Below are 21,253 nucleotides of genomic sequence, written 5' to 3'. Positions count from 1 at the left end.
ATTAAATGAGAACTTATGGCCTGAATTTTTTTATCAAATTGCATTTTTATGGCATTATCATCTAATTGCTGATTGATAGGCAATAGTGCTGCAAAGATATTGACATATGATGGAGTTCCTGATGTGCATTTGTAGAATCTGTCAAAACCGTCGTCACTAAATATTATGTAGGGTGCTTTTTCAGATAAATAATTCCTAACAGTTTCTTTTTCAAATGGATTTAGATGAATTGAAATCATTCTTCCACCGAATGCTCCATTTTGACTTGCAATTTCGGAAATTAATTTGTCTTGCATACTCATTGATCCAGAAAATACATATCCTACATTTCTTTGATTTTGAATGTAACTTCTTAATTTCCATAAAAATGAATCCTTATAGTCATTCAGTTCCCTTATGAGTTGAAATTCATCAATGAAAATTAAAACACCTTTGATTTTGTCCTGATTTTTTTCATATATCTTTTCAGGTAAATCCATTACGAAATCCATAAGTTTTTCTTCGTTTGTCTCTGTGGAAAAAACTGGCATTGATATTTTATCGATTTGTATGAATTCTTTGATTTTAAAGTCGTTTGATTTAAAATATTTTTCTATTTGCTTATCTAGTGTGTTTAGTCCTTTGTTTTTTGCTTCTTTAATAAATTCTTTGAAAATATGTTCCATCAAACCGATTATGCTCATTTGATTTTTTTGATAACATTTGGATTTTGAAAAATCGATATAAACCACTAAATATTCATCATCCATTTCTCTTTTTAATTTTTTAAGAAAAACGGTTTTGCCAACACCTCTTATTCCAGTCAATAGTAAATCTGGAGCGTGGCCCTGTCCTGTTGACTGTAGGAGATTTTTAATATTTATTAATTCGCTTTCTCTATTGTAAAATTCTTCATCTGTTAAATTTTGATTTGTTCCCCATGGCAAATCTGTCATAATTTAATCTCCTAAAATGTACTATAAATTATAGTATGTTTGTATTATAATATAAATTTTAGTATGTATTATAAAATATAGTATATTTTGAATGTACTATAAATTTTAGCATGTGTTATTCTTTAATAATTTTACTTATTTTGACTCTATTAGACTAAATTATTTATTATTCTTTTGAATTAGAAAGTAAAAATATTTATTGTTTGAAATGAAAGCAATTTAATAAAGTAAAAGCAATATTACAATATCAAAACAACTCTTTATGAAAATATTATCAATTGTTTCAAAAGTTTTATCAGTAACTACAAAACAAATTTTTCATCAGAGTTTCAACACTGAAAAAAGTAAGTATCGGAACTTTTTTATAAGTTTTATCCGAACAGTTTCAAAAGTTCAGATACTTATTACTTTTCATCCGTTCTCTCTGAGTATTATTCGAAACAAATTTATACGTCCAATCCACACATTATAAGTATGAACCCGCTGCATTTTTTCACATTAGGCTATTATCCGGAGTATCTATTTATAGGTATTATATTCGGTATTATTATTGGACTTTATGCATATTTTAGAGTCAAATACTCTTTAAACAATACTGAACTATCAAAAAAGAAAAAAATTGGTCTAAATATCATTATTCCGATTTTAGCATTTATATGTTGTTTAAATATATGGTCAAGTGCGGCAATATTAACATTATATTTATTTATTTCATCAATAATTGCCGACATAATAAGGATTATATGGAAATATCTGCTTAAAGACAAATATTCGAATTTTATCCCCAAGTATCATAAAAAAGGCATTTTGGCATTGTGTATTTTTGCAATTATAATAATTGGGGGCGTTTATGGAATGAATCATATTGAATTAACAGAGTATAATTTAACTACAGATAAGATAGATAATGAATCTTATTCTATTGTTTGGGTTAGTGATATTCATTATGGAACCATTCAAAATCCGCAATTAGTCAAAGACAGTATTTCTAAAATAAATGACTTAAAACCGGATGTTGTTGTCTTGGGTGGGGATATTGTTGATGAAAGAACATCAAAAGAAGGCATGAATGAAATATTCGAGGAACTTGGCCGAATAAATTCAACATATGGTACATATTATGTATTTGGAAATCATGATACACAGCCAGCAACAACAGACTATGAAAACGGAAATAGAACTTTCAGCGACGAAGAATTAAATAAAACAATAACAGATAACGGAATAAAAATTTTGAATGATGAAAAAATAACAATCAATGACAGTATTGTTTTTGTAGGCAGAAGCGATGCACAGTGGGAAAATTCAATTGACAGAACTGATATTAGTGAATTACTTAACGAAAGTGATCTATCAAAATATGTAGTTGTTTTAGACCACCAGCCTGTAGAGTATAATGAAAATTCAAAGCAGGGTGCTGATTTACAGATTTCCGGACATACACATGGCGGACAGATGTTTCCAATTGGAAATATGTTGCAACTTACTGGCCATTTAGTATATGGAGAGTATCATTTTGGAGATATGGAACAGATTGTATCATCCGGATTGACCGGTTGGGGATGGCCAATGAGAAATGAAGCTAAATGCGAATATGTTTTGTTGAACCTCTCCGCCGTATAGACGACGGGGATTCGCAAACCAACAATTTTTTTACAAAACCAGGATGGGACATGACTCCCATTGATTTTTAATTTTTTTTCGCTTATTTTTCCTTTAATTTTATATACTATGAAGTACAATCTTTTATTATAGAAATTAATCTTTGTGGTTGTTTTATTTATGATTTTAAAAGATGATACTATTAATCAGACCATGTTGGTGCCTATGGACTTGAGGAATTTGATTCCTGAAGATTATCCGTGTTATTTTATTAAAAATGTGGTCGATCAAATTGACTGTTCTGAAGCGAACAAGGAGTTTCGTGATAAGCCTGGTGAACCTGCTTATCCTCGTGAAATGTTGCTTAGATTGGTTTTGATGAGCGTTTTTGATGGAGGGTTGTCCTCACGTGAAATAGAACGAAGAACAAGAACTGACCTTGCTTATATGTACTTGGCAGGCATGCAAAAGCCAGTTTATAGAACAATTTTAAGATTCAAATTGGATTATCCTGATTTAATTGATGAAGCGTTTAAAACAACTTTAAAGATTGCAAAAGAGGAAGATTTAATCAAAATCCATCATTTAAGTTTAGATGGAACCAAAGTAAAAGCAAAAACATTTCTAAAGAACATAACCAATGAACAACAATTAAAAATCATGAAAGAACACTTGGAAGAAAGTATAAAATTAGATCAAGAAGAAGATTTAGAATTGGGCGATGAATCTGGAAACAGTGTTCCAGAATCATTAACAAATAAAGAAAAATTCCAAAAAACAGTAGAAAAAATTAATAAGTCTTCAAAAAATGATATTGACCAAGATAAATTGAGAGATTCCAGTAAAAACCTCTTAAAACAAGCTGAAGAAAATCCTGAAAAAATTTACAAAAAGCTTGAAACAATCGAAGAAAAACTCAATGAATCCGGAAAAGACATAATTAGCATAAATGACCCCGATTCAAGGTTAATGGTCAATAAAAAAGGTAAATGGGAGTACGATTACAATGGCCAAATCGCTGTGGACTCATACAAAGGAATAATCGTTGCATCATACATAACAAACAATCCAACAGACCATTACGAACTTTTTCCATTAATGGAACAAGTACAATCCAATTTAACAGGAATATACGATGAAATGCCTGTTAATTACCAAGTAAGTGCAGATAATGGTTATTCCACTGATGAAAACACAGAATATCTTGACAAACATGGTCTTGACGGTTACATATCCTCACGAAAACTCTCAAGAAAAGAAAAAAATAGAAATTTGTCCGAAAAACCATTTTCCAAAGACAATTTTAACTATGATTACGAAATTATGACGTATATATGTCCTCTCGGCCAACCACTATACAAAAAAAGCGAATACCAATACAAAAACAAAACAAGAATCACCCATTGGACCAAAGAATGTAAAAACTGTCCCGTACAAGAATACTGTAGCAAAACACAAAGATACAGAATAATCAGCGACTATGGAAACATTTCCAAAATAAAAATGCAACGAAAAATGGAAACCACAGAAGCACAAAAAATCTACAAAATACGCTCAAAAACAGCAGAACTGCCCTTCGCAAACATGAAACAGAACATGCATTTAACAGAATTCACAACAACAGGATTAAAACAAGTAAATACAGAATTTAAACTATACACAATAGGACACAACCTAAAAAGAATATACAACGAAATAAACAATAAAAACAACTGAAAAATAAAATTATTGCAAAAAAATTTTAAAAATAAAAAATTATATAAAAAATTAAAAAATTTCATGTCCCATCCTGTCGGTTCGATTTAAAATATCTTTCGTAAATTATAACTTTGAATGGATTGTTGTACTTCCAAGACACTATGTTTTCCTAAAAGATTGGTACAATTAAACTGATGCTTATCTTTTTTCGTTTAATTTAATCGTATGGCGTTGACATTAACGAAAGCCTTTTCACATTTCCACATGACTTTCAAATGGGGATATATATCAAACACTTTCAAAAAACAGTTTTCAATTGAAATTCGTCGCCGTTAATGTGAAATTAAAAAAATGAATGTAGATGAAAGAATCATCTACGCTGTGGTGTTATCCCTTTGCGGTTCTAAGTTTCTTATACCCAAGCGCAACGGCAGTAGCCAGTATTATCATGGCTATTGAGATTATTGAGGTTATCATGTCATTTAAAACAAGGTCCTTGGCGAAATAGGATATCAATATTATTGTCAGAGGCACAAAGAACCACTGTGCAATGTAAATCATGTTGATGTTGCTGCTTAATATTGTGGCTGCCTTCATGACAGAATCCGGCAGGTATTTGGCCAGCCACCAGCACATTCCTATCACTGCATGGCAGTTGATTATGCAGAAGAGAGCATCCAGAATGTTTAGGAAGTAATAGAAGTGAACGTCCGCTGATGCGACACCTCCCCACATGTTTGAGGAAATCAAAAAGTAAGCCAAAGCCACAATCAGAAGAACAGGCCAGAACCTGAAGAATTCGCCTTTGTCCCTGGCTCTCATGAAGTACTGTCCCCAGACATATCCTGCAATAGGGAATATGAACCAGTTGAACAGTGGAAAAGCGGTAAATCCTCCTGCAGCTCCGATGAAGTATGAGAAGATGAGGTTTACAACAGGAATGCCGAAATCAATGCCCTTCAACAGGGTTCCAAGTATTGACATTACCACAGCAATGACAATCAGGGCCTTGTTTGAAAGCTCGAATTTCTTAAGGACTCCCATAAGGATGAATGAGAGGCCCGCAAATGCTAAGATATCAACGCAAAAGAGCAAAAATCCGTCAGCTATTGGAAATATGTCCCATTTGCCCAGGAGAAATCCGCAGACAAAATGGGGAATGATGAATTCAAACACATTTACCAGAATGCCTAAAAGCATCAGGTTTACTCCTCTTTTGATCATGACGTTCCATTGGCTGTGCCTTGAGTACACCACGCCCACACCCATGCAGAACATGAAAATGACCGCAGCATAAGGCCTTCCCAACAGATTCATTAAAATAAAGTTAAAAGTCGGATTAAACGATGAATTGAAAGCACTGGCAACATAGAACACATGAAGGAAGATCATGAAGACGATGGACAGTGCCTTTGCAATGTCCAGTTCCACCTGTCTGCCGGTGTTTACCTTTTCATCTGAAAATAAATTTGAAATGTTCATGTAACGATTTATATTTGAACTGATATAAAATGGTCATTAATCTTTGCCGGTGATGTCCTTTATCACTTCACCGGCAATTATCAGTCCGGCAACCGAAGGCACGAATGAGACGCTTCCCTTCACCTTGAATTTTGTGTTCTGGTTCTGATTTATTTTGCAGTCATTGGTGTTTATCGGATTTTCCGGAGAGTACACTACCTTAAGCTTTTCAATGTTTCTTTTCTTGAGGTCCTTTTTCATTATCCTTGCAAGCGGGCAGACTGAAGTCTCGTAGATGTCGGCCACTTCAAACATTGTAGGGTCCAGTTTGTTTCCGGTTCCCATTGAAGACATTACCGGAACGTTGAGCTCGTCGCACTTGCATATGATTGCAATCTTGGCCATTATGGTGTCAACGCAGTCGACAGCATAAGAGAGGTCTTCTGTAATGAGGTCCAGTTCGCAGTCTGCCATATAGAATTCCCTGTAGGTCTCGACGCTTGCATCAGGATTGATTTCAAGAATCCTTTCCTTCATCAGGTCGGTCTTGTATTTGCCGACAGTGTTCACTGTAGCTATCAGCTGCCTGTTGATGTTGCTCTCGTCAACCTTGTCGAAGTCCACCAAAACGAAATTGCCTACACCGCTTCTTGCAAGCCCTTCACATACAAATGATCCTACGCCTCCAAGTCCGAAAACGGCAACCTTTGCGTTTTTCAATTTTTCCATTCCGTCATTTCCAACCAACATCTCTGTTCTTGAAAACTTCCCTTCCATGTGCTCACCAAAAAGTATAATTTGATTATATGTAATAATTAGAATTGTAACAATAAAAACTTAATGCAAGGAAATTTTCATGATAATAGATACTCACTGCCACGTTTACAAAAGCGAAATGAAAAACGCCGAGCAGATAATAAAAGAGGCAGCAGAAAATGACATCCATCTGATTTTGAACGGCACAGGCCCATTAAGCAACAGGGAAGTGCTGGAGCTTGCCGGCAGATACGATAATGTCCATGCCGCATTGGGGTATTTTTACACATTAGCTGATGATATTGCTCTGGATGATATTTTGCTTTTGGATAAGCAGCTGTCTGATGAAAATGTGGTTGCAGTAGGTGAAATCGGCCTGGACTATTACCATACGAAAGACAATAGGGACTCTCAGATTGAACTCTTTGAAAGGATGCTTGGCCTTGCCGAGAAACATTGCCTGCCCGTCATTGTCCATTCAAGAAAATCAATCCAGGACACCTTTGACATATTAAAAAAGCATGATGTCACAGGTTCCCTTCACTGCTATCAGGGTTCGGCCGAAATGGCAAAGGAATTCATCAAGATGGGTTTCTATATTGGAATAGGCGGACCAATCACCCACATTAACAACAGAAAAGTAAGAAAAACGGTCAATACGATTGGCATCACTCACATGCTGGTCGAAACCGATTCGCCTTATTTGCCTCCCGAAGAAAAAAGGGGAGAAATAAATATTCCAATGAACATCAGATTCATCACCGGAAAAATGGCGGAGGAACTGGGCATGGCTGAAGAAGAGGTCATCAAAATCACCACAGAAAATGCACGGAATATGTTCCGGATATAATATGTTACATATTTAAGTATACGAACTGTTTAGGATATTTTAAACGAACAGTTAGTACTCATTTTAGTTCAATATTAAAATATGTTTAATGATTTTTAGATTTTATTAAACGGAATTAGTTTTTTGATTTTCAGAAATATTTATTAATATAGTAATTACTAAATATAACTATATATTTGGAGGATAATCAATGAGCGAACAAAAACCTATTCAGATTTTTTCTAATTCCAACGAAAACATCGGCGTCAATGTCATAAAAAGTCCAGTAAAGCTTACAATTCTAGAAATGCTCAGAGACAGAGACATGGAATTTGATGAAATTGTTAGCAATACAGGAAAATCAAAATCCACGGTTTCAGTTCATCTTAAAAGCCTAAGGGAAAGCGGAATAATATCATATAAGGTTCATCCTGTCGACAACAGAAAGAAAATTTTCTATCTCAACTCAAAATACATTGGTTCAGTCGACATTTCAGAGCCTAAGGAAATCGAGCAGACCCAGGCGGATTATCTCATAAAGCACATCGTTGATGAGGATGCGGAATTCTCAACATTGCTGTTCCATACATTAAAGGCGATGCTCATTCAGGAAGGAATCAACATTGACCCTATTCTCCAGTCAACAGGAAACAGTATAGGCAGATCAATATTCGATTTGTTGTATGATGACGATTTGGATATTTTCTTAGAAAACCTTGCCTCATTCTGGCAAAGGAAAGGTCTTGGTAGACTGACCTTTGATGTCGGCCAGATAATCAAGGTTACCACATACGACTGCTTTGAATGCGGTTTGCTTCCAAAAACAGGTAAGCCTGCATGCTTTTTGGATACAGGTATACTTGAAGGATTGTTCACGGAATTTTTCAATCTCCCCGTCAGCGTCATTGAAACCCAATGCTACACCATGGGAGATGAAAAATGCGTATTCGAAATTGAGCCTTTAGGCGTCAAATCCTACTAATCCTCAAATTTTATTATTGTTGTTGTAAGGTAAGGCTTTTCGTTTGAAAATCCTTCTATTATCTTTTCATTTTCACGTGTGCAGTTCTGCACGGAATAAATCTCTTTTTCTCTTTCGTCCTTTTCGATTGTAGCTTCCAGCTCGGAAGTGTTTCTTGAAGCCTTCATCAAAACGATTGAATTGCTGTATTCAAGGACATCGCCTAATCTGTCGTCTATTTTAGGCACAATTGACAGTATCTGGTTCTGTTCCACCAGTGCCTTGTTTCTTGCAGCTGCACAGGCAGTAAATGATGTGATTCCAGGGACTGTTTCAATCTCATAATTGTCAATAAGTCTTTTTTGAACGTAAGCATAGGTACTGAAGACTGAAGGGTCTCCAAGAGTGATGAATGCAACGTCCCTTCCGCTGTCCAAGTATTGTGCAATCATTTCGGATGCGCTTGTCCAGATTTTTTCAAGCTCGTCCTTGTCTTCAATCATTGGAAAGATTGGTGTTACAAGCATCAGTCTTTTGTAATCGTTTCTCTCTTCCAGTATTGGCTTTACAATGGATAATGCAATACTTTCCTTTTCCTTTGAGGATTTTGGTGTAAACACTACCGGAACGCTTTTGAGGATTCTTGCAGCTTTCAATGTAAGCAGTTCAGTATCCCCAGGTCCGACACCAATTCCATATAGTTTTCCTTTTTCCGCCATATAATCACTTTTAATTCAATATTGCATTTCAAATATTACTTTTCAAATGCTCTTACTATAATTTATTTATATCATCCTATCTAATATATTTTTAATGTCAAATTCTATGTTTTGTCCGAATTGCGGAATGTTAAAAAGTAACTGTACTTGCGGAAATTCAAGTAATAAGAAGTCAACCGGTCCGACTAACCTGTTTAGTTTTTCCAAGCCAAGAAAATCATCGATTCTTGACGATGAGATTCCTGATATCTATTCAGTTCTTGACCATAAGTTGGATGAAGGAACTGCGGCATATCTTAAGGAAATCTATCCTCACATCGATGATGAGATAATCGAGAATTTCCCGTTCAACGAGCCTAGAATGGGTCAGCTTGAAATCATACAGGACATCAATGATGCAATAAGGAAAGGATACAAATACATCATTCTTGAAGCCGGAACAGGAACCGGAAAGTCCGCCATCGCCACAACGCTGGCAAAGATGTATGAATCCGCTTACATTTTGACAATGACAAAGCAGCTACAGGCTCAGTACTCCAACGAGTTTGATTTTCCTCTCGTTAAGGGAAGAAACAACTTCGCCTGCCTCAACCAGCAGCTTGAGGTAAGCTGTGACATGGGGGCGTGCAAGACAGCACCTTCATCAAAGAACTTCTTCTGTCCGTACGGCGTTGCAAAGAACCCTTCACTTGATGCAGAACTGGCATTTGAGGATTCATATGGTGGGGCGGTATTCTACCAGTCACCTGAGCACTGCCACTACTGGAACCAGAAGACAAATGCAATCAACTCTCCGATAACATTGATGAACTATGACTATGCAATCGTAGAGCTCAATTACGTAAAGCATTTCTCTCCACGCTCACTGCTGATTTTGGACGAGGCCCACAACATAGAAAACAAGCTGATGGCAACAATGGAGGTCACATTGTACAACCGCACACTTGAAAAGGACATCAGCAAACGCATTTCAGATGAAACCTTAAAGGATGGTGAACTTCCGGAATGGAAAATGGAAGTCAGCGCAATCCGTGAAAGCTATGAGGAAATAAACCTCAAGGACGTTGCAAAAAACAAGGCCGACAGAATACGATCAACAATCGCAAGGCTCAAGACCCTAAGCGACAACCTGGAAAAGGAACCTAAAAACTGGGTAATCGATGCGGATGAAAACGGAGTCGTATTCAAGCCGTTGAGGGTGCACCACTACGCCAAGGACAATCTTTTGAAGTACGGTGATGTCGTAATATTCATGAGCGCCACAATCCTTTCCCACAGGATGTTTTCCAAATGGCTGGGATTGAATCCTAATGAAGTATATCATATCAAGGTGGACAGTCCGTTTACAAAGGAAAAAAGGCCGATAATTCTTGATTTGGCAGGTAAGATGTCTGCAAACAGAATCAAGGACACAGCTCCAAAGACAATACCTATCCTTCAGGAAATCCTGAAAAAGCATGAAGGCGACAAGGGTCTCATTCACACCCACAGCTACAAGTGCCAGCAGTACATTCTAAATAACCTTTATAATTCAAGGCTTGTTTCACACACATCCAAAAACAGGGAACAGATTCTTAATTTCTTTGAAAAGGATGAAAATCCTCTTGTTCTTGTCTCACCGTCAATGAGTGAGGGTGTCGATTTGCCTTATGACAAATGCAGGTTCCAGATCATCTACAAGATGCCTTTCCCGTATCTCGGAGACAAGCAGGTCAACATGAGAATGAAAAGGGACAAGAAATGGTATGCATACAAGACTGTGATGACTCTCATGCAGGCCTATGGCCGTGGAATGAGGGCCGAAGACGATTCCTGCTACACATACATTATCGACAGCGACATTAACATGCTCTTTAAAAGCCCGATGTACCGTTCACTGATTCCTGACTTTTTCAAGGAAGCTGTCGTTAGGGTTAAGAAATAGGCGGACCTGGAGGGATTTGAACCCCCGACCTCAGGATCCGAAGTCCTGCGTCATATCCTGACTAGACTACAGGCCCAAAATATTAAATTAATTATTTTTTATCATCTTCGCTGTCTAGAGAAATGATAGGAATGTCGTCAATGTCTTCAACTTCAGCAAAAATATCGTCAATGGATTCGTGTTCAAGAACCGCCTGCTTATATTCCATCTCTTCAATCTCTTCAGCGGTCAAACCTTTTTTTGATTCAGGTTTTTCACGAGCAGGTGGGATTTTATCAAGCTCTTCCTGTGTTGGTGTCTGGTTTTTCGGGGTGGATGGTTTTTTGAATTTATTTTTCAAGTCTTTAAAACTGAATTCCCCTACCTTGTAAGATTCCTTGTCTAGTGGAATGTTACTTTTAGGGAGTGCCTTTTCTTCTGGTTCGTCTTTTTCGCTTGATTCCTGTTTGGTTTCATCTTCAACGGAATCAATTCTGTTAGACAAACTTGCCAAGGGATTCTTGAATCCGATTATTCTGTACAATCCGTAAACGAGTAACAGTAATCCGAATATTAAAAATATGACTGATATAAAGTTATTTTCACCGGAAACGACATTATCAATGATTCTGTCGCTTCTTAATGAAAATATGTATGCACCGACGGCAATGAGAAGCAATCCTAAAAATGCGCTGACGACCGCAAGAATAGGTGTCCTTCCGACCTTTGCATTTATTAGATTGTCAAAGCTTTCGCTTATCTCTCCTGAAAATTCGTCGAGTGAATCATCCTCGTAGTCTTCATCCTCTTCTATTTTCTTTTCACTAGGGGTCTTGATTAAATAATCTTCATCGATTGAAGCATCTTCTAAATTAACAGCACTTCCGTCATCTTCATCCGGATGGTAGATGAACTCGTCATTGATTGAATAATCCTTGTAGTCTTCAGGATCTTCGTTGAGGTAGCTGATTAGCTCAGCGTCCTCTTCAATGTCTTCAGGAATCTCTTCGACATCATTGGCTGAAACGCTGTCAATCATATCCTTGAGATTTGAAATCCTGTGCTCTTTATCTTTAGAATCCTTCATTAAAAGACCTCAGTGATAGGCTCTCCAGGTATGTTTACATTTGGCACATGTAAAGATACGTGTAGGTGCTTCATCAGCACTACGGGTTTGTTTTAATTCATAATAAGCTTTATCGTGTCCGCATTCAGGACAGGTTTCGTTTATGGTCGAACGCATGTCTTCGACATCACCGAGCATCTTGACGTTTTCATGCTCTTCGATATCTCCTGAAAGCTTGTAGTCTTCACTGTCTTTCATTTCATTTGAATATCCGCATGAATTGCATTTTAAAATGCCGTTGTTCGGAAGCATCATCGCTCCGCATTCAGGACAAAATTCCATTTAACTCGCCTCTATTAATTTTTTTATTTTAACTCTATATATTCAATTAATTTTATTTTCAAATTATTTAAATATATGTCCTTATAAGTTCTCTTTTGCCTTTTTTAAGCAGTCTTCAATTATTTTTTCATGGTCAAATGCAAGACTGATTTCACTTAATCTGTCGTGTGAAAATATTTCTATGTCCTTTGCATCGTCATCGGCCTTTCTGTCATTGAAATTACCTTTGGCCGTGAATGCAACTGTGATTGTATGTCCTCTCGGGTCCCTGTCAGGCTCTGAGTAAACGCTGACTAGATCCATAAGTTCAACGTCTATGCTGGTTTCCTCTTTCGCTTCCCTCACTGCAGCGTTTTCCACGCTTTCGCCGTATTCAACAAATCCTCCCGGAAGCGCCCAGCAGTCCTTATACGGATCGTTTTTTCTTTTAATCAAAATAAAATTCAAATTGTCATCAAAAATAAAGATGTCCGCTGTAACTGAAGGGTTTTTGTAATTTGACATCAAATCACATAAAAAAAATAATTGAAGCTATAAAGCTTCATCGATAAGTTTCTTAAAGTCTGCACTTTCTTTCTGGAGTTCTTCTGCTGCCTTTTTCAAAACGACTCTAGGTCTTTTTCCCCTTTTTGTCTTGATTGTCATTTCCGGTTTGCCGGTAAGCGGGTGGTCGATGCTGTAAACAGCGTATTCCACATCAGGGTCCTGCATCAGGATGTGCCTTAATGCGTTGCAGACTCCGTGACTTTCATCTTTTACCATAAATGTTAATTCTAAAGTTTTATCCTCAATAATTTCAAAATTTTCCATTTTATCTACCTATAATTCATTGACATAGTTTTTAGAGACTTTACGTCTTTCTTTCTTGTTACAAGTATTACACTGAAGCTCATTTGCCTTTGAGGTTGTATGCATGAAGTCCCTGCAGCGGGTACACATTGCCTTAAGCACTCCGCAGTCATCGTCCACGGTGCCCAGATCAATGTTGTCTCCGGTTACCTTAACGACTTTTGCCTGAATGATGTCCCCTATCCTAAAGGCGTCTGATAATTTTTCAAGATAATCCTTTTTGGCCTGGGATATGTGGATTGCACCCATATACGGAAGTGCCAGCGGCCTTGCATTGTCTTTGATGCAGTCGATTTTCACGTTGGCCCTTTGAGGCTTGATGTCTGTAATCTGACCGTATACGATATCTCCAACTTTCAGGAGAGCAGGTTTGGTTGAACCCTCAACAGAAATAACCTTCATTTTTTGATTAATTTTAACATTACCAAGCACTGATGATTTTATGTCGCCATTATCGTCATAAGTACCTTCTCCCGGAAGATATTGCTCGATTATTCCTAATTTATCTCCAGGCATCACTATTCTTTCTTCTTTCTTATCCATATTAAAATCACCAATAATATAAAGATTTTATAAAATTTTCTTAATATAATAATTATATTTTTAAATGTATTTAAAACTATTTGTAGCGTTCATGGAACAAAATTTCATCCAGCTGATAGTTTTCCCATTGCCTTTTGTCAAGGACAATCTCCAGTTCCTGCGGTGTCAGCAACGGCTTTTTATACATTTGGGAATCGTCAATGGCTATTCTTGGACATGCGCTCACTACGAATGCTTCAAGTTCCATGTAAGGCAGTAATATGTCCGGATTTATATGGTCGGCCATGATGATGTATGCCTCCATTCCATGGTCCTTTAGGGTCCTTTTGATTTCCTTTGCAAGGGTCATCCTGTACTGGCCTTCCTTGGATGAGACGATGATTCCCCATTTTTTCGCGCCTCTTGCCTTGGTTATCCTTGCAAATCTTATTCTTAAAATCCTATCTGCATACTCGTCCATCCTTCGGATTTCATTATTGTATGGGTCTATTGCAAGAACAGGAGCATTTGAAAACATCTGAATTCCCAGAGGGTGGAAGTTTCCGCTTCCTATAAAGAGTATTATTTCAGCATCCAAATCTTTGATTGACGAGAAGTTGCAGCCGAGAACCTGCCCCTTTCTTGTTGAAGGTGAAGATCCTAAGATAACTTCCTTTCCGTTGTCTTCAAGAAAATCCTTGATTTCGGCCAGAAGATGGAGATGCTGTGTAGTTGTGACAAGTCCCAGCCTTGAATAGTCCTTAAGTTCTTCGAGTGACTTTTCAAGACTCTTTTTGATGTCTACATTCGAAAAGGCTTCGATGAAAAGTGTTGGAACCTCATACTTGAGTGGAAGTGGGGTATGGCCGTAGTGGACAATCAAATCCACAGAACCCTTCATCTTCCAGTCGCTGACATCGCATGCTCCGAAGCATGGGTCACCTGAAATTATGACTGTGGCATCGGTTTCCTCTTCGATTTTCCTTGCAATCTGGACCGCCTGCATCTTGAGACCTTCCGGAAACTGAAGGCCTACTGTCTGAGCGTCCTTTGAAGCGATCTTGCGGATTACTCTGTCAAGATCCATATCATACATTGACATTCTAATCTTCGATTGTACTTTCGATAACTACCTTGCCGTCAATGACATCCAGCTTAACGATGGAGAGCACGTCAATGCCTGTTTCCTTTTTAACGATTTCTTTTCCATCTCCCTTGTCGATGATTGCCACAACTGATTTTAAAATCAGACCCATGTCCTCCAGGGTTTTAATCAGTGCCACCAGTGTTCCTCCGGTACTTACGACATCGTCAATCAGCAGAATCTTTTCACCTTCATGAAGGTCATTGACATAAAGGTTTGATGAGCCGTAACCGGTTTTCTGATAGACTTCGGTTTCACCCGGAAGGCCGTACTGTCTTTTACGGATTACAACAAAAGGGATGTCGGTTGCAAGAGACAAAGCGGTTGCAAGGTGTATTCCCATCGCTTCAACAGCCACAATTTTATCAATATCCAAATTTGCATACTTATGAACCGCAAGAGATAACTCCCTAAGCATTATAGGGTCCATAGCAGGGACACCATCACTTATTGGATTTACGAAGTAGTTGTAGTCTCCTTTCTTCACAATAGGTGATGCCTCTAAAGATTTTATTACTTCCTCTAACATAGTCTCACACAAAAAATTTTAAAACTTAGATAGATATAAATATATTTTAATATAATTATATAATTTTGCTAACAAGAAATTATTTATGAGTGATTAAAGATGGCAATGCTCGGAAATTTAGGAGAAAACCTCACTAATACAATGAAGAAATTGGTGGGAATGTCTGTTATTGACAAGAAAACAATCAAGGAAGTTGTAAAAGACATACAACGTGCATTGATTCAATCAGACGTTAATATTAAATTGGTTTTAGATTTATCAAAGAAAATTGAGGAAAGGGCTCTTGAAGAGGAACCTCCAAAGGGTATCACACCAAGGGAACATGTAATAACCATCATCTATGAAGAGATGGTAAACCTCCTTGGAAAGGAGGCTGCCGGCCTTGACATTAACGAAAGGCCTTATAAGATTTTATTTTTAGGGCTTCAGGGTAGTGGTAAGACAACCACAATTGGTAAACTATGCAGATACCTTCAGAAAAAGGGTTTCAACCCTGCCGTTGTCTGTACAGACACATGGAGGCCTGCGGCATACGAACAGCTGAGGCAGCTGACTGAGGAAATGGACGTTCCGCTGTATGGTGATCCCAACAACAAGGACGCTTTGGATTTGGCACAGAAAGGTCTTCAGGAATTCAAGAACAGAAAAGTCATCATCTTCGATACTGCAGGTAGGCACAAGCAAGAGGAAGACCTCATTGCAGAGATGGATGAGCTGGACAACATCATCAATCCTACAGAAGCCATTCTTGTAATTGACGGTACAATAGGCCAGCAGGCCGGTGAGCAGGCAAAGGCGTTCTCACAGGCAACAGATATCGGTTCAATCATAATCACAAAGCTAGACGGTTCAGCAAAAGGTGGTGGAGCGCTATCAGCAGTTGCAGAAACCGGAGCTCCAATCAAATTCATCGGTACTGGTGAAAGGATAGACGACTTCGAACTATTTGACCCTGAAAGGTTCATCTCAAGGCTTTTGGGTATGGGAGACATAAAGTCCCTTATAGAAAAGGCCGAGGAAAACATCGACGAGGACGTTGCCGAAAAGACCATGAAAAACATGATGTCAGGCAAGTTCACACTGATGGACATGAAAAACCAGTTCGAGATGATGAACAGCATGGGTCCGATGCAGCAGGTGCTCAACATGATTCCTGGAATGGGAAACAAGATTTCCAAGGAAGCTTCCAAGATGACCGAGGACAAGATAGACTCCTATAAGATAATGATGTCCTCAATGACTGAAGAGGAAATGATGAACCCTAAAATCATCAAGCAGTCCCGTATACGCAGAATTGCAAGAGGTTCCGGTGTTGAAGAAAGCGAAGTAAAAGAACTTCTGAAATACTACAACAACACCAGAAAGACCATGAAAGGTATCGGAAAACGCAGCGGACGTTTAGGTGGCGGTGCAATGAACCGTATGATGGGCCAATTCATGAACAGATAACATGTACGAACTAGCTAAAAGCATACTGGATGAGACAGACGGCAAAATCTGCAAAAACTGTCTTGGCCGCAAGCTCTCAAAGACAATCGAAGGCACCAACAACATAGAAAGGGCAGACAAGATTTGCTCTGAATTGGGCATTGACCTGGATGATGTTGAATGTGTCGTCTGCGACAATCTCTTTGATAAATTAAACGAAGACTTGTATAAAAAGATTGATGATAAGATAAATCAGCTTGGAATAGAATTCGAAACTTTCCTTGTGGGATGTCAGATTGACAAGGACATCCAGAAAAGGGATGAGGAACTCTCCGAAAAATTCGATTTAGCTGTTGAAACAATCAAAAAGGAAGTCAACAGGCTAATCGGCCTTGGAATCTGGGAGAGGTATGACAAGGAAGCCGAATTCGAAAGACAGGACATTGTATTCAATGTCAATCTCAAGGGAAATCCCAAAGTCAAAATTCAGATTAATCCGTTGTATATTGAAGGAAAATACAACAAGTTCAAGCGTGGAATTCCTCAAACAAAATGGCCATGCACCAAATGCAAAGGTAGAGGATGTGAGGAATGCAACTTCACCGGAAAACAGTACCCTGAATCAGTTGAAGAGCTGATTTCAGAGTATGTATTGAAATTAACCAAAGGAAGGGAAGCCAAGTTCCATGGTGCAGGACGTGAAGACATTGACGTGCTCATGCTCGGTTCCGGAAGGCCGTTCGTTTTAGAGATAAAGGAACCTAGATTAAGAAAGCTTGACTATCCGAAACTTGAAGAGGAAATAAATAGAATAAACGAAGGTAAAACCGCCTACCACAATCTCCATCCATGCGAAAGGCCAAGAAAGGCGGAAATAAAGCAGTCCTCTCCTGACACTTATAAGGTTTATGAAGCCATCGTAAAATGCGACGAGGCATTTGACGAAGCTAAATTAGAAAATATTACAGAATTGAACGAAATCCACCAGCAGACACCGTTGAGGGTGCTTAGAAGACGTACTGATATGGTAAGAGTCAAGCACGTTCTAGACTTATCATATGAAATAATTGACGATAAAACATTCAGTATGCGCATCAAGACAGAAGGTGGCCTATACATCAAGGAACTGATTTCAGGTGATGATGGAAGAAGCCAACCCAACATCTCAGAGATTCTGGGAGTCAATGCGGTTTGCGAACAACTGGATGTAGTGGAAGTAAGTGAGAAATAGATGATATTATGGCAGATGAATTTACACATTTAACAGACAGCGGAGTACACATGGTTGAAGTGGGCGAAAAGCCGGATCAAAAAAGAAGAGCTATTGCTAGCGGAAGCATATTTTTGGATGAGAATACCATTGCTTTGATTCAAAATGAGGAAATCAAGAAAGGTAATGTGCTCACAACCGCTCAGATAGCCGGAATTCAGGCCGTCAAGAACACTTCTTCAATAATCCCTCTTTGCCATCCTTTGGCTTTGACAGGAATAGAACTTGATTTCGAAGTAAAAGAGGATGAAATCATTGCAAGGTGTGCCGTCAACACATTGGGTAAAACCGGTGTTGAGATGGAAGCCATCACTGGTGTTAGTGTTGCGCTTTTAACAATATGGGATATGGTAAAGGCTGTTGAAAAGGATGAGAATGGTCAGTACCCGGATACACGAATAAGTGACATCAAGGTAATAAAAAAGGAAAAAATTTAACATTTATATATGATGAATATAATAGTTATATACAGTTATTTTTATAGAATTAATTTTTATGGAGAATTATTATGGCGAAAAAAGATAATAAAATTTCTATGCCTCAAACCGGTGCAGGTTTGGTAAGGTACTTTGATGAAGAAAGTTTAGGTCCTAAACTAGCACCTGAGCATGTTCTTATTGCTACAGTTATTTTAGCTATATTTTGTTTTGTTTTAAGATATTCAGCTTAATATTATTGTTTTTTTTAAAAAACAATACTACTTTTTTTATTTGTTTACTGATGACTATGTTAACTAAAAGAATTATTCCCTGCCTAGATTGTGACCTGCAGGTTCCCGAAGGCCGTGTAGTCAAAGGCGTTGAATTTAAGGAAATCAGATATGCAGGCAACCCAGTTGATCTTGCAACACGCTACTATGAGGAAGGCGCTGATGAAGTTGTAGTTTTGGATATCACCGCTTCCCATGAGAGAAGAGCCACAATGGCAGATGTCATTGACAGATTGACAGAAAACGTGTTCATGCCAATCTGTGTTGGAGGAGGAATAAGAAAGGTTGACGATTACATCAAGATGCTTAAGGCAGGCGCTGATAAATGCTCAACAAACACCGCAGCCATCAAGAACCCTGAATTGCTGACTGAAGCATCAAAGGTTGTCGGCTCACAGGCGGTAGTTATTGGAATAGATGCAAAAAGAAGATATGTCGACCATCCCGATGATGCCAAGGACAAAACAGTCATCGAAACCGACAAAGGATACTGCTGGTTTGACACAAGCATCTACGGCGGACGTGAATTCACAGGAATTGATGCAATCCAGTGGGCAGTGGAATGCCAGGAACGTGGAGCAGGTGAAATACTTTTAACCAGCATGGACGGGGACGGAACCCAAAACGGATACGACATAGAACTGAATAAAACCATCAATGATTCAGTCGACATTCCGGTAATCGCAAGCGGAGGCGTCGGAGAGCCAAAGCACATCCTTGAAGTCTTTAAAAAGACAGATGTTTCAGCGGCCCTTGCAGCAAGCATATTTCATTTTAACCAGTATTCAATAGGAACCGTCAAGCAATACCTCAAAGAAAACGATGTGGCTGTCAGATTATGATTATAAAGGCACCTATTGATTTGCAGCTGACCCAAATGTCCGGTCAGACCTCACAGCCTCCATGGGCAGAATCCGATGGTGTATTCAGGGAAGTCGTCATTGTCAATGAAAAACCTGTCCTATTCGATGTAAGGCAATCCGGCGAATATTTGGATTTTAGTTTTACGGGTGATGTTTCTAAAAAGGATGCTGTTTCCACTTTAACTCACATCTACGACTTGGATTTTGATTTGAATAAATTTTATAAGTATTTATCCAACCAGCCGGAGCTATCAGAGATGAGCGAGTTCTGCAATGGCCTTAGACTATTTCTTGCAAAGGATGAGTTTGAATGCATAATATCCTCAATATGCTCAGCCAACAATTCCATCAAAAGATGGACAAAATCCATAAGCGACATGAAAATGAAATGGGGAGAGAATCATTTCGAGAATTACTGGACTTTCCCGGACAAATCTGTCATTCAGGATTTATTTGAGGATGAGGATGAAGAATCGTTGGTTTGCGGAAAATGCAGTGGAAACAATCTTAAATCATGTGGGGTAGGATATCGCGCACCCTATATGAAAAAAGCTTCAGAAATTTTTACACTTGAAATGGACCTTTCAGAAATTGGCAAAATGAGCTATGACGAAGCATTCGAGACAATCATGAAGGTTCCAGGTGTGGGTCCGAAGGTGGCCGACTGCATACTGCTTTACGGCTTCAACTTCAGGGAGGCATTTCCCTCTGACGTCTGGATAAAGCGCATTGTATCCCATCTTTATTTTGAAGGTAAGGACATTCCCGTTTCCAAGGTTCGCGAGTTCGGAATGGAGGAATTCGGCAACAATGCCGGTTACGTTCAGCTCTACATGTTCCACTATGCAAGGATGTCCGGACTGATGGAGAAAATCAAAAGGTAGGCTTTAGAAAACTTTTTGAAACATGCGTAACATATATTATTTCGGAGGTTATTGAAATGGCTGAAATTACTATAGACACTGACAAATGTGACAACTGCGGAGACTGTACAGACGTATGTCCGATGGAAGTTCTCATTCTTGTGGATGGAAAACTCACCATCAACGACCCGGACGAGTGCAGCTACTGCGAGACATGCGTGGACATGTGTCCCAACGAATGCATCACAATAGGGGACTGATTTTTTCTTTTTAATATTTTAAAGCATGCCCTTATTAAATCAACACCTTATTTTTTTTCTTTTAATCTGATGGGCCCTCACTGACATTAACGAAAGCTATTTTTAAAATCAAACCAGGTTTCAGACGGGGATATATATCAAGGACTTTTCAAAAGTCAGTTTCAAATGCCAGATTGCCGCCGTTAATGTCAAATCTTCAAATATCTTTTTAAGCTTTTAGGATAAACATAGTAACATGAAAATCAGATATGCCACTATGATAGTCAATGACATTGAGGAAAGCGTCAAATATTACACAGAAACCTTTGATTTTACATTTGATGAGGAATTCGATGTTCCCGGAGGAAAAATCGTGCTTTTAAACGGTGACGGCTTTGCAGGCCTTGAGCTGATTGAAAGTGATGCCTTTGAAACAGGAATATATTCCATCGGAATGGACGTCGAGGACATCAATGAAGAGGTCAAAAAACTTGAGGAAAAGGGTGCTGAGATTGCCATGAAACCGATGGAAACCCAGGTTGGCTATATGGCAAGGATAATAGAT

The 21,253-nt window shown here is 38.3% G+C and carries 24 protein-coding genes and 1 tRNA gene; 13 read left to right on the top strand and 12 right to left on the bottom strand.

Going from position 1 to position 21,253, the window contains the following annotated elements; translation table 11 throughout:
- The coding region (locus Q0W26_RS06780; RefSeq protein ID WP_298523529.1) for an ATP-binding protein at positions 1 to 935 on the bottom strand (935 nt) is incomplete at its 3' end.
- Between the two features lie 474 nt (positions 936 to 1,409).
- Here Q0W26_RS06780 and Q0W26_RS06775 point away from each other — a divergent pair.
- Both Q0W26_RS06775 and Q0W26_RS06770 read left to right on the top strand, forming a co-directional pair.
- Positions 1,410 to 2,558: a metallophosphoesterase gene (locus tag Q0W26_RS06775; RefSeq protein WP_298523528.1), complete on the top strand. Its 1,149-nt coding sequence runs from the start codon at positions 1,410 to 1,412 to the stop codon at positions 2,556 to 2,558.
- 159 nt (positions 2,559 to 2,717) lie between these two features.
- On the top strand, positions 2,718 to 4,253 hold the full coding sequence (locus tag Q0W26_RS06770) for an IS1182 family transposase (RefSeq protein WP_298523527.1): 1,536 nt from the start codon (positions 2,718 to 2,720) through the stop codon (positions 4,251 to 4,253).
- 369 nt (positions 4,254 to 4,622) lie between these two features.
- Here Q0W26_RS06770 and Q0W26_RS06765 read toward each other — a convergent pair whose 3' ends face one another.
- Together Q0W26_RS06765 and Q0W26_RS06760 are read right to left on the bottom strand one after the other, a co-directional pair.
- Positions 4,623 to 5,717 carry a heparan-alpha-glucosaminide N-acetyltransferase domain-containing protein gene (locus tag Q0W26_RS06765; RefSeq protein ID WP_298523526.1) on the bottom strand — a complete coding sequence of 365 codons (1,095 nt, stop codon included), beginning with the start codon at positions 5,715 to 5,717 and terminating at the stop codon, positions 4,623 to 4,625.
- A gap of 36 nt (positions 5,718 to 5,753) precedes the next feature.
- Positions 5,754 to 6,473 carry a tRNA threonylcarbamoyladenosine dehydratase gene (locus Q0W26_RS06760; RefSeq protein WP_298523525.1) on the bottom strand — a complete coding sequence of 240 codons (720 nt, stop codon included), beginning with the start codon at positions 6,471 to 6,473 and terminating at the stop codon, positions 5,754 to 5,756.
- A gap of 79 nt (positions 6,474 to 6,552) precedes the next feature.
- Here Q0W26_RS06760 and Q0W26_RS06755 point away from each other — a divergent pair, with 79 nt between their 5' ends.
- Together Q0W26_RS06755 and Q0W26_RS06750 are read left to right on the top strand one after the other, a co-directional pair.
- The gene (locus Q0W26_RS06755; RefSeq protein ID WP_298523524.1) at positions 6,553 to 7,302 is read left to right on the top strand and encodes a TatD family hydrolase; all 750 of its coding nucleotides are present in this window, start codon (positions 6,553 to 6,555) and stop codon (positions 7,300 to 7,302) included.
- A gap of 190 nt (positions 7,303 to 7,492) precedes the next feature.
- On the top strand, positions 7,493 to 8,263 hold the full coding sequence (locus tag Q0W26_RS06750) for a V4R domain-containing protein (RefSeq protein ID WP_298523523.1): 771 nt from the start codon (positions 7,493 to 7,495) through the stop codon (positions 8,261 to 8,263).
- On the opposite strand, the gene cobI is transcribed toward Q0W26_RS06750, so the two are convergent.
- Complete coding sequence (cobI, locus tag Q0W26_RS06745; protein ID WP_298523522.1) at positions 8,260 to 8,961, bottom strand: precorrin-2 C(20)-methyltransferase; 702 nt, start codon at positions 8,959 to 8,961, stop codon at positions 8,260 to 8,262. The genes Q0W26_RS06750 and cobI overlap by 4 nt on opposite strands.
- Positions 8,962 to 9,055: 94 nt before the next feature.
- Between cobI and Q0W26_RS06740 the strand changes: the two genes are divergently transcribed.
- Complete coding sequence (locus Q0W26_RS06740; RefSeq protein WP_298523521.1) at positions 9,056 to 10,885, top strand: helicase C-terminal domain-containing protein; 1,830 nt, start codon at positions 9,056 to 9,058, stop codon at positions 10,883 to 10,885.
- A gap of 1 nt (position 10,886) precedes the next feature.
- Here the strand turns inward: Q0W26_RS06740 and Q0W26_RS06735 are convergent.
- The 8 genes from Q0W26_RS06735 to hpt all read right to left on the bottom strand — a co-directional run bounded on the left by Q0W26_RS06735 (position 10,887) and on the right by hpt (position 15,316).
- Positions 10,887 to 10,961, bottom strand: a tRNA-Arg gene (locus Q0W26_RS06735).
- 15 nt (positions 10,962 to 10,976) lie between these two features.
- A complete protein-coding gene (locus Q0W26_RS06730; protein WP_298523520.1) occupies positions 10,977 to 11,951 on the bottom strand; it encodes a topoisomerase IV in 975 nt (324 codons plus the stop codon).
- A 9-nt stretch (positions 11,952 to 11,960) separates the two neighbouring features.
- On the bottom strand, positions 11,961 to 12,272 hold the full coding sequence (locus Q0W26_RS06725; RefSeq protein WP_298523519.1) for a transcription factor S: 312 nt from the start codon (positions 12,270 to 12,272) through the stop codon (positions 11,961 to 11,963).
- 81 nt (positions 12,273 to 12,353) lie between these two features.
- Positions 12,354 to 12,776: an NUDIX hydrolase gene (locus Q0W26_RS06720; protein ID WP_298523518.1), complete on the bottom strand. Its 423-nt coding sequence runs from the start codon at positions 12,774 to 12,776 to the stop codon at positions 12,354 to 12,356.
- Positions 12,777 to 12,803: 27 nt separating this feature from the next.
- Complete coding sequence (locus Q0W26_RS06715; RefSeq protein WP_298523517.1) at positions 12,804 to 13,082, bottom strand: DNA-directed RNA polymerase subunit L; 279 nt, start codon at positions 13,080 to 13,082, stop codon at positions 12,804 to 12,806.
- Between the two features lie 9 nt (positions 13,083 to 13,091).
- A complete protein-coding gene (locus Q0W26_RS06710) occupies positions 13,092 to 13,664 on the bottom strand; it encodes an exosome complex RNA-binding protein Csl4 (RefSeq protein WP_298523516.1) in 573 nt (190 codons plus the stop codon).
- A gap of 76 nt (positions 13,665 to 13,740) precedes the next feature.
- A complete protein-coding gene (gene dph2 / locus Q0W26_RS06705) occupies positions 13,741 to 14,745 on the bottom strand; it encodes a diphthamide biosynthesis enzyme Dph2 (protein WP_298523515.1) in 1,005 nt (334 codons plus the stop codon).
- Position 14,746: 1 nt separating this feature from the next.
- Positions 14,747 to 15,316, bottom strand: a complete 570-nt coding sequence (gene hpt, locus Q0W26_RS06700; RefSeq protein WP_298523514.1) for a hypoxanthine/guanine phosphoribosyltransferase — start codon at positions 15,314 to 15,316, stop codon at positions 14,747 to 14,749.
- A 99-nt stretch (positions 15,317 to 15,415) separates the two neighbouring features.
- On the opposite strand from hpt, the gene Q0W26_RS06695 reads away from it, so the two are divergent.
- From Q0W26_RS06695 to Q0W26_RS06660, 8 genes are all read left to right on the top strand, one after another.
- Positions 15,416 to 16,765 (top strand): signal recognition particle protein Srp54, encoded by a 1,350-nt coding sequence (locus Q0W26_RS06695; protein ID WP_298523513.1) that lies wholly within the window; start codon positions 15,416 to 15,418, stop codon positions 16,763 to 16,765.
- A 1-nt stretch (position 16,766) separates the two neighbouring features.
- Positions 16,767 to 17,975 (top strand): tRNA pseudouridine(54/55) synthase Pus10, encoded by a 1,209-nt coding sequence (locus Q0W26_RS06690; protein ID WP_298523512.1) that lies wholly within the window; start codon positions 16,767 to 16,769, stop codon positions 17,973 to 17,975.
- 8 nt (positions 17,976 to 17,983) lie between these two features.
- A complete protein-coding gene (gene moaC / locus Q0W26_RS06685) occupies positions 17,984 to 18,451 on the top strand; it encodes a cyclic pyranopterin monophosphate synthase MoaC (RefSeq protein WP_298523511.1) in 468 nt (155 codons plus the stop codon).
- Between the two features lie 71 nt (positions 18,452 to 18,522).
- Positions 18,523 to 18,684: a preprotein translocase subunit Sec61beta gene (locus Q0W26_RS06680; RefSeq protein WP_298523510.1), complete on the top strand. Its 162-nt coding sequence runs from the start codon at positions 18,523 to 18,525 to the stop codon at positions 18,682 to 18,684.
- A 56-nt stretch (positions 18,685 to 18,740) separates the two neighbouring features.
- The gene (hisF, locus tag Q0W26_RS06675; RefSeq protein ID WP_298523509.1) at positions 18,741 to 19,565 is read left to right on the top strand and encodes an imidazole glycerol phosphate synthase subunit HisF; all 825 of its coding nucleotides are present in this window, start codon (positions 18,741 to 18,743) and stop codon (positions 19,563 to 19,565) included.
- The gene (locus Q0W26_RS06670) at positions 19,562 to 20,470 is read left to right on the top strand and encodes a DNA glycosylase (protein WP_298523508.1); all 909 of its coding nucleotides are present in this window, start codon (positions 19,562 to 19,564) and stop codon (positions 20,468 to 20,470) included. Before hisF ends, Q0W26_RS06670 begins: the two co-directional genes overlap by 4 nt.
- A gap of 56 nt (positions 20,471 to 20,526) precedes the next feature.
- Positions 20,527 to 20,709, top strand: coding sequence for a 4Fe-4S binding protein (locus Q0W26_RS06665; RefSeq protein ID WP_298523507.1), 183 nt, complete (start codon positions 20,527 to 20,529; stop codon positions 20,707 to 20,709).
- Between the two features lie 235 nt (positions 20,710 to 20,944).
- Positions 20,945 to 21,253: VOC family protein (locus tag Q0W26_RS06660; RefSeq protein ID WP_298523506.1), on the top strand; the 309-nt coding region annotated here is incomplete at its 3' end.

It is taken from the genome of uncultured Methanobrevibacter sp., from assembly GCF_947169325.1.
GTDB lineage: Archaea > Methanobacteriota > Methanobacteria > Methanobacteriales > Methanobacteriaceae > Methanocatella.
This window is presented reverse-complemented; position numbering and strand designations above follow the sequence as displayed.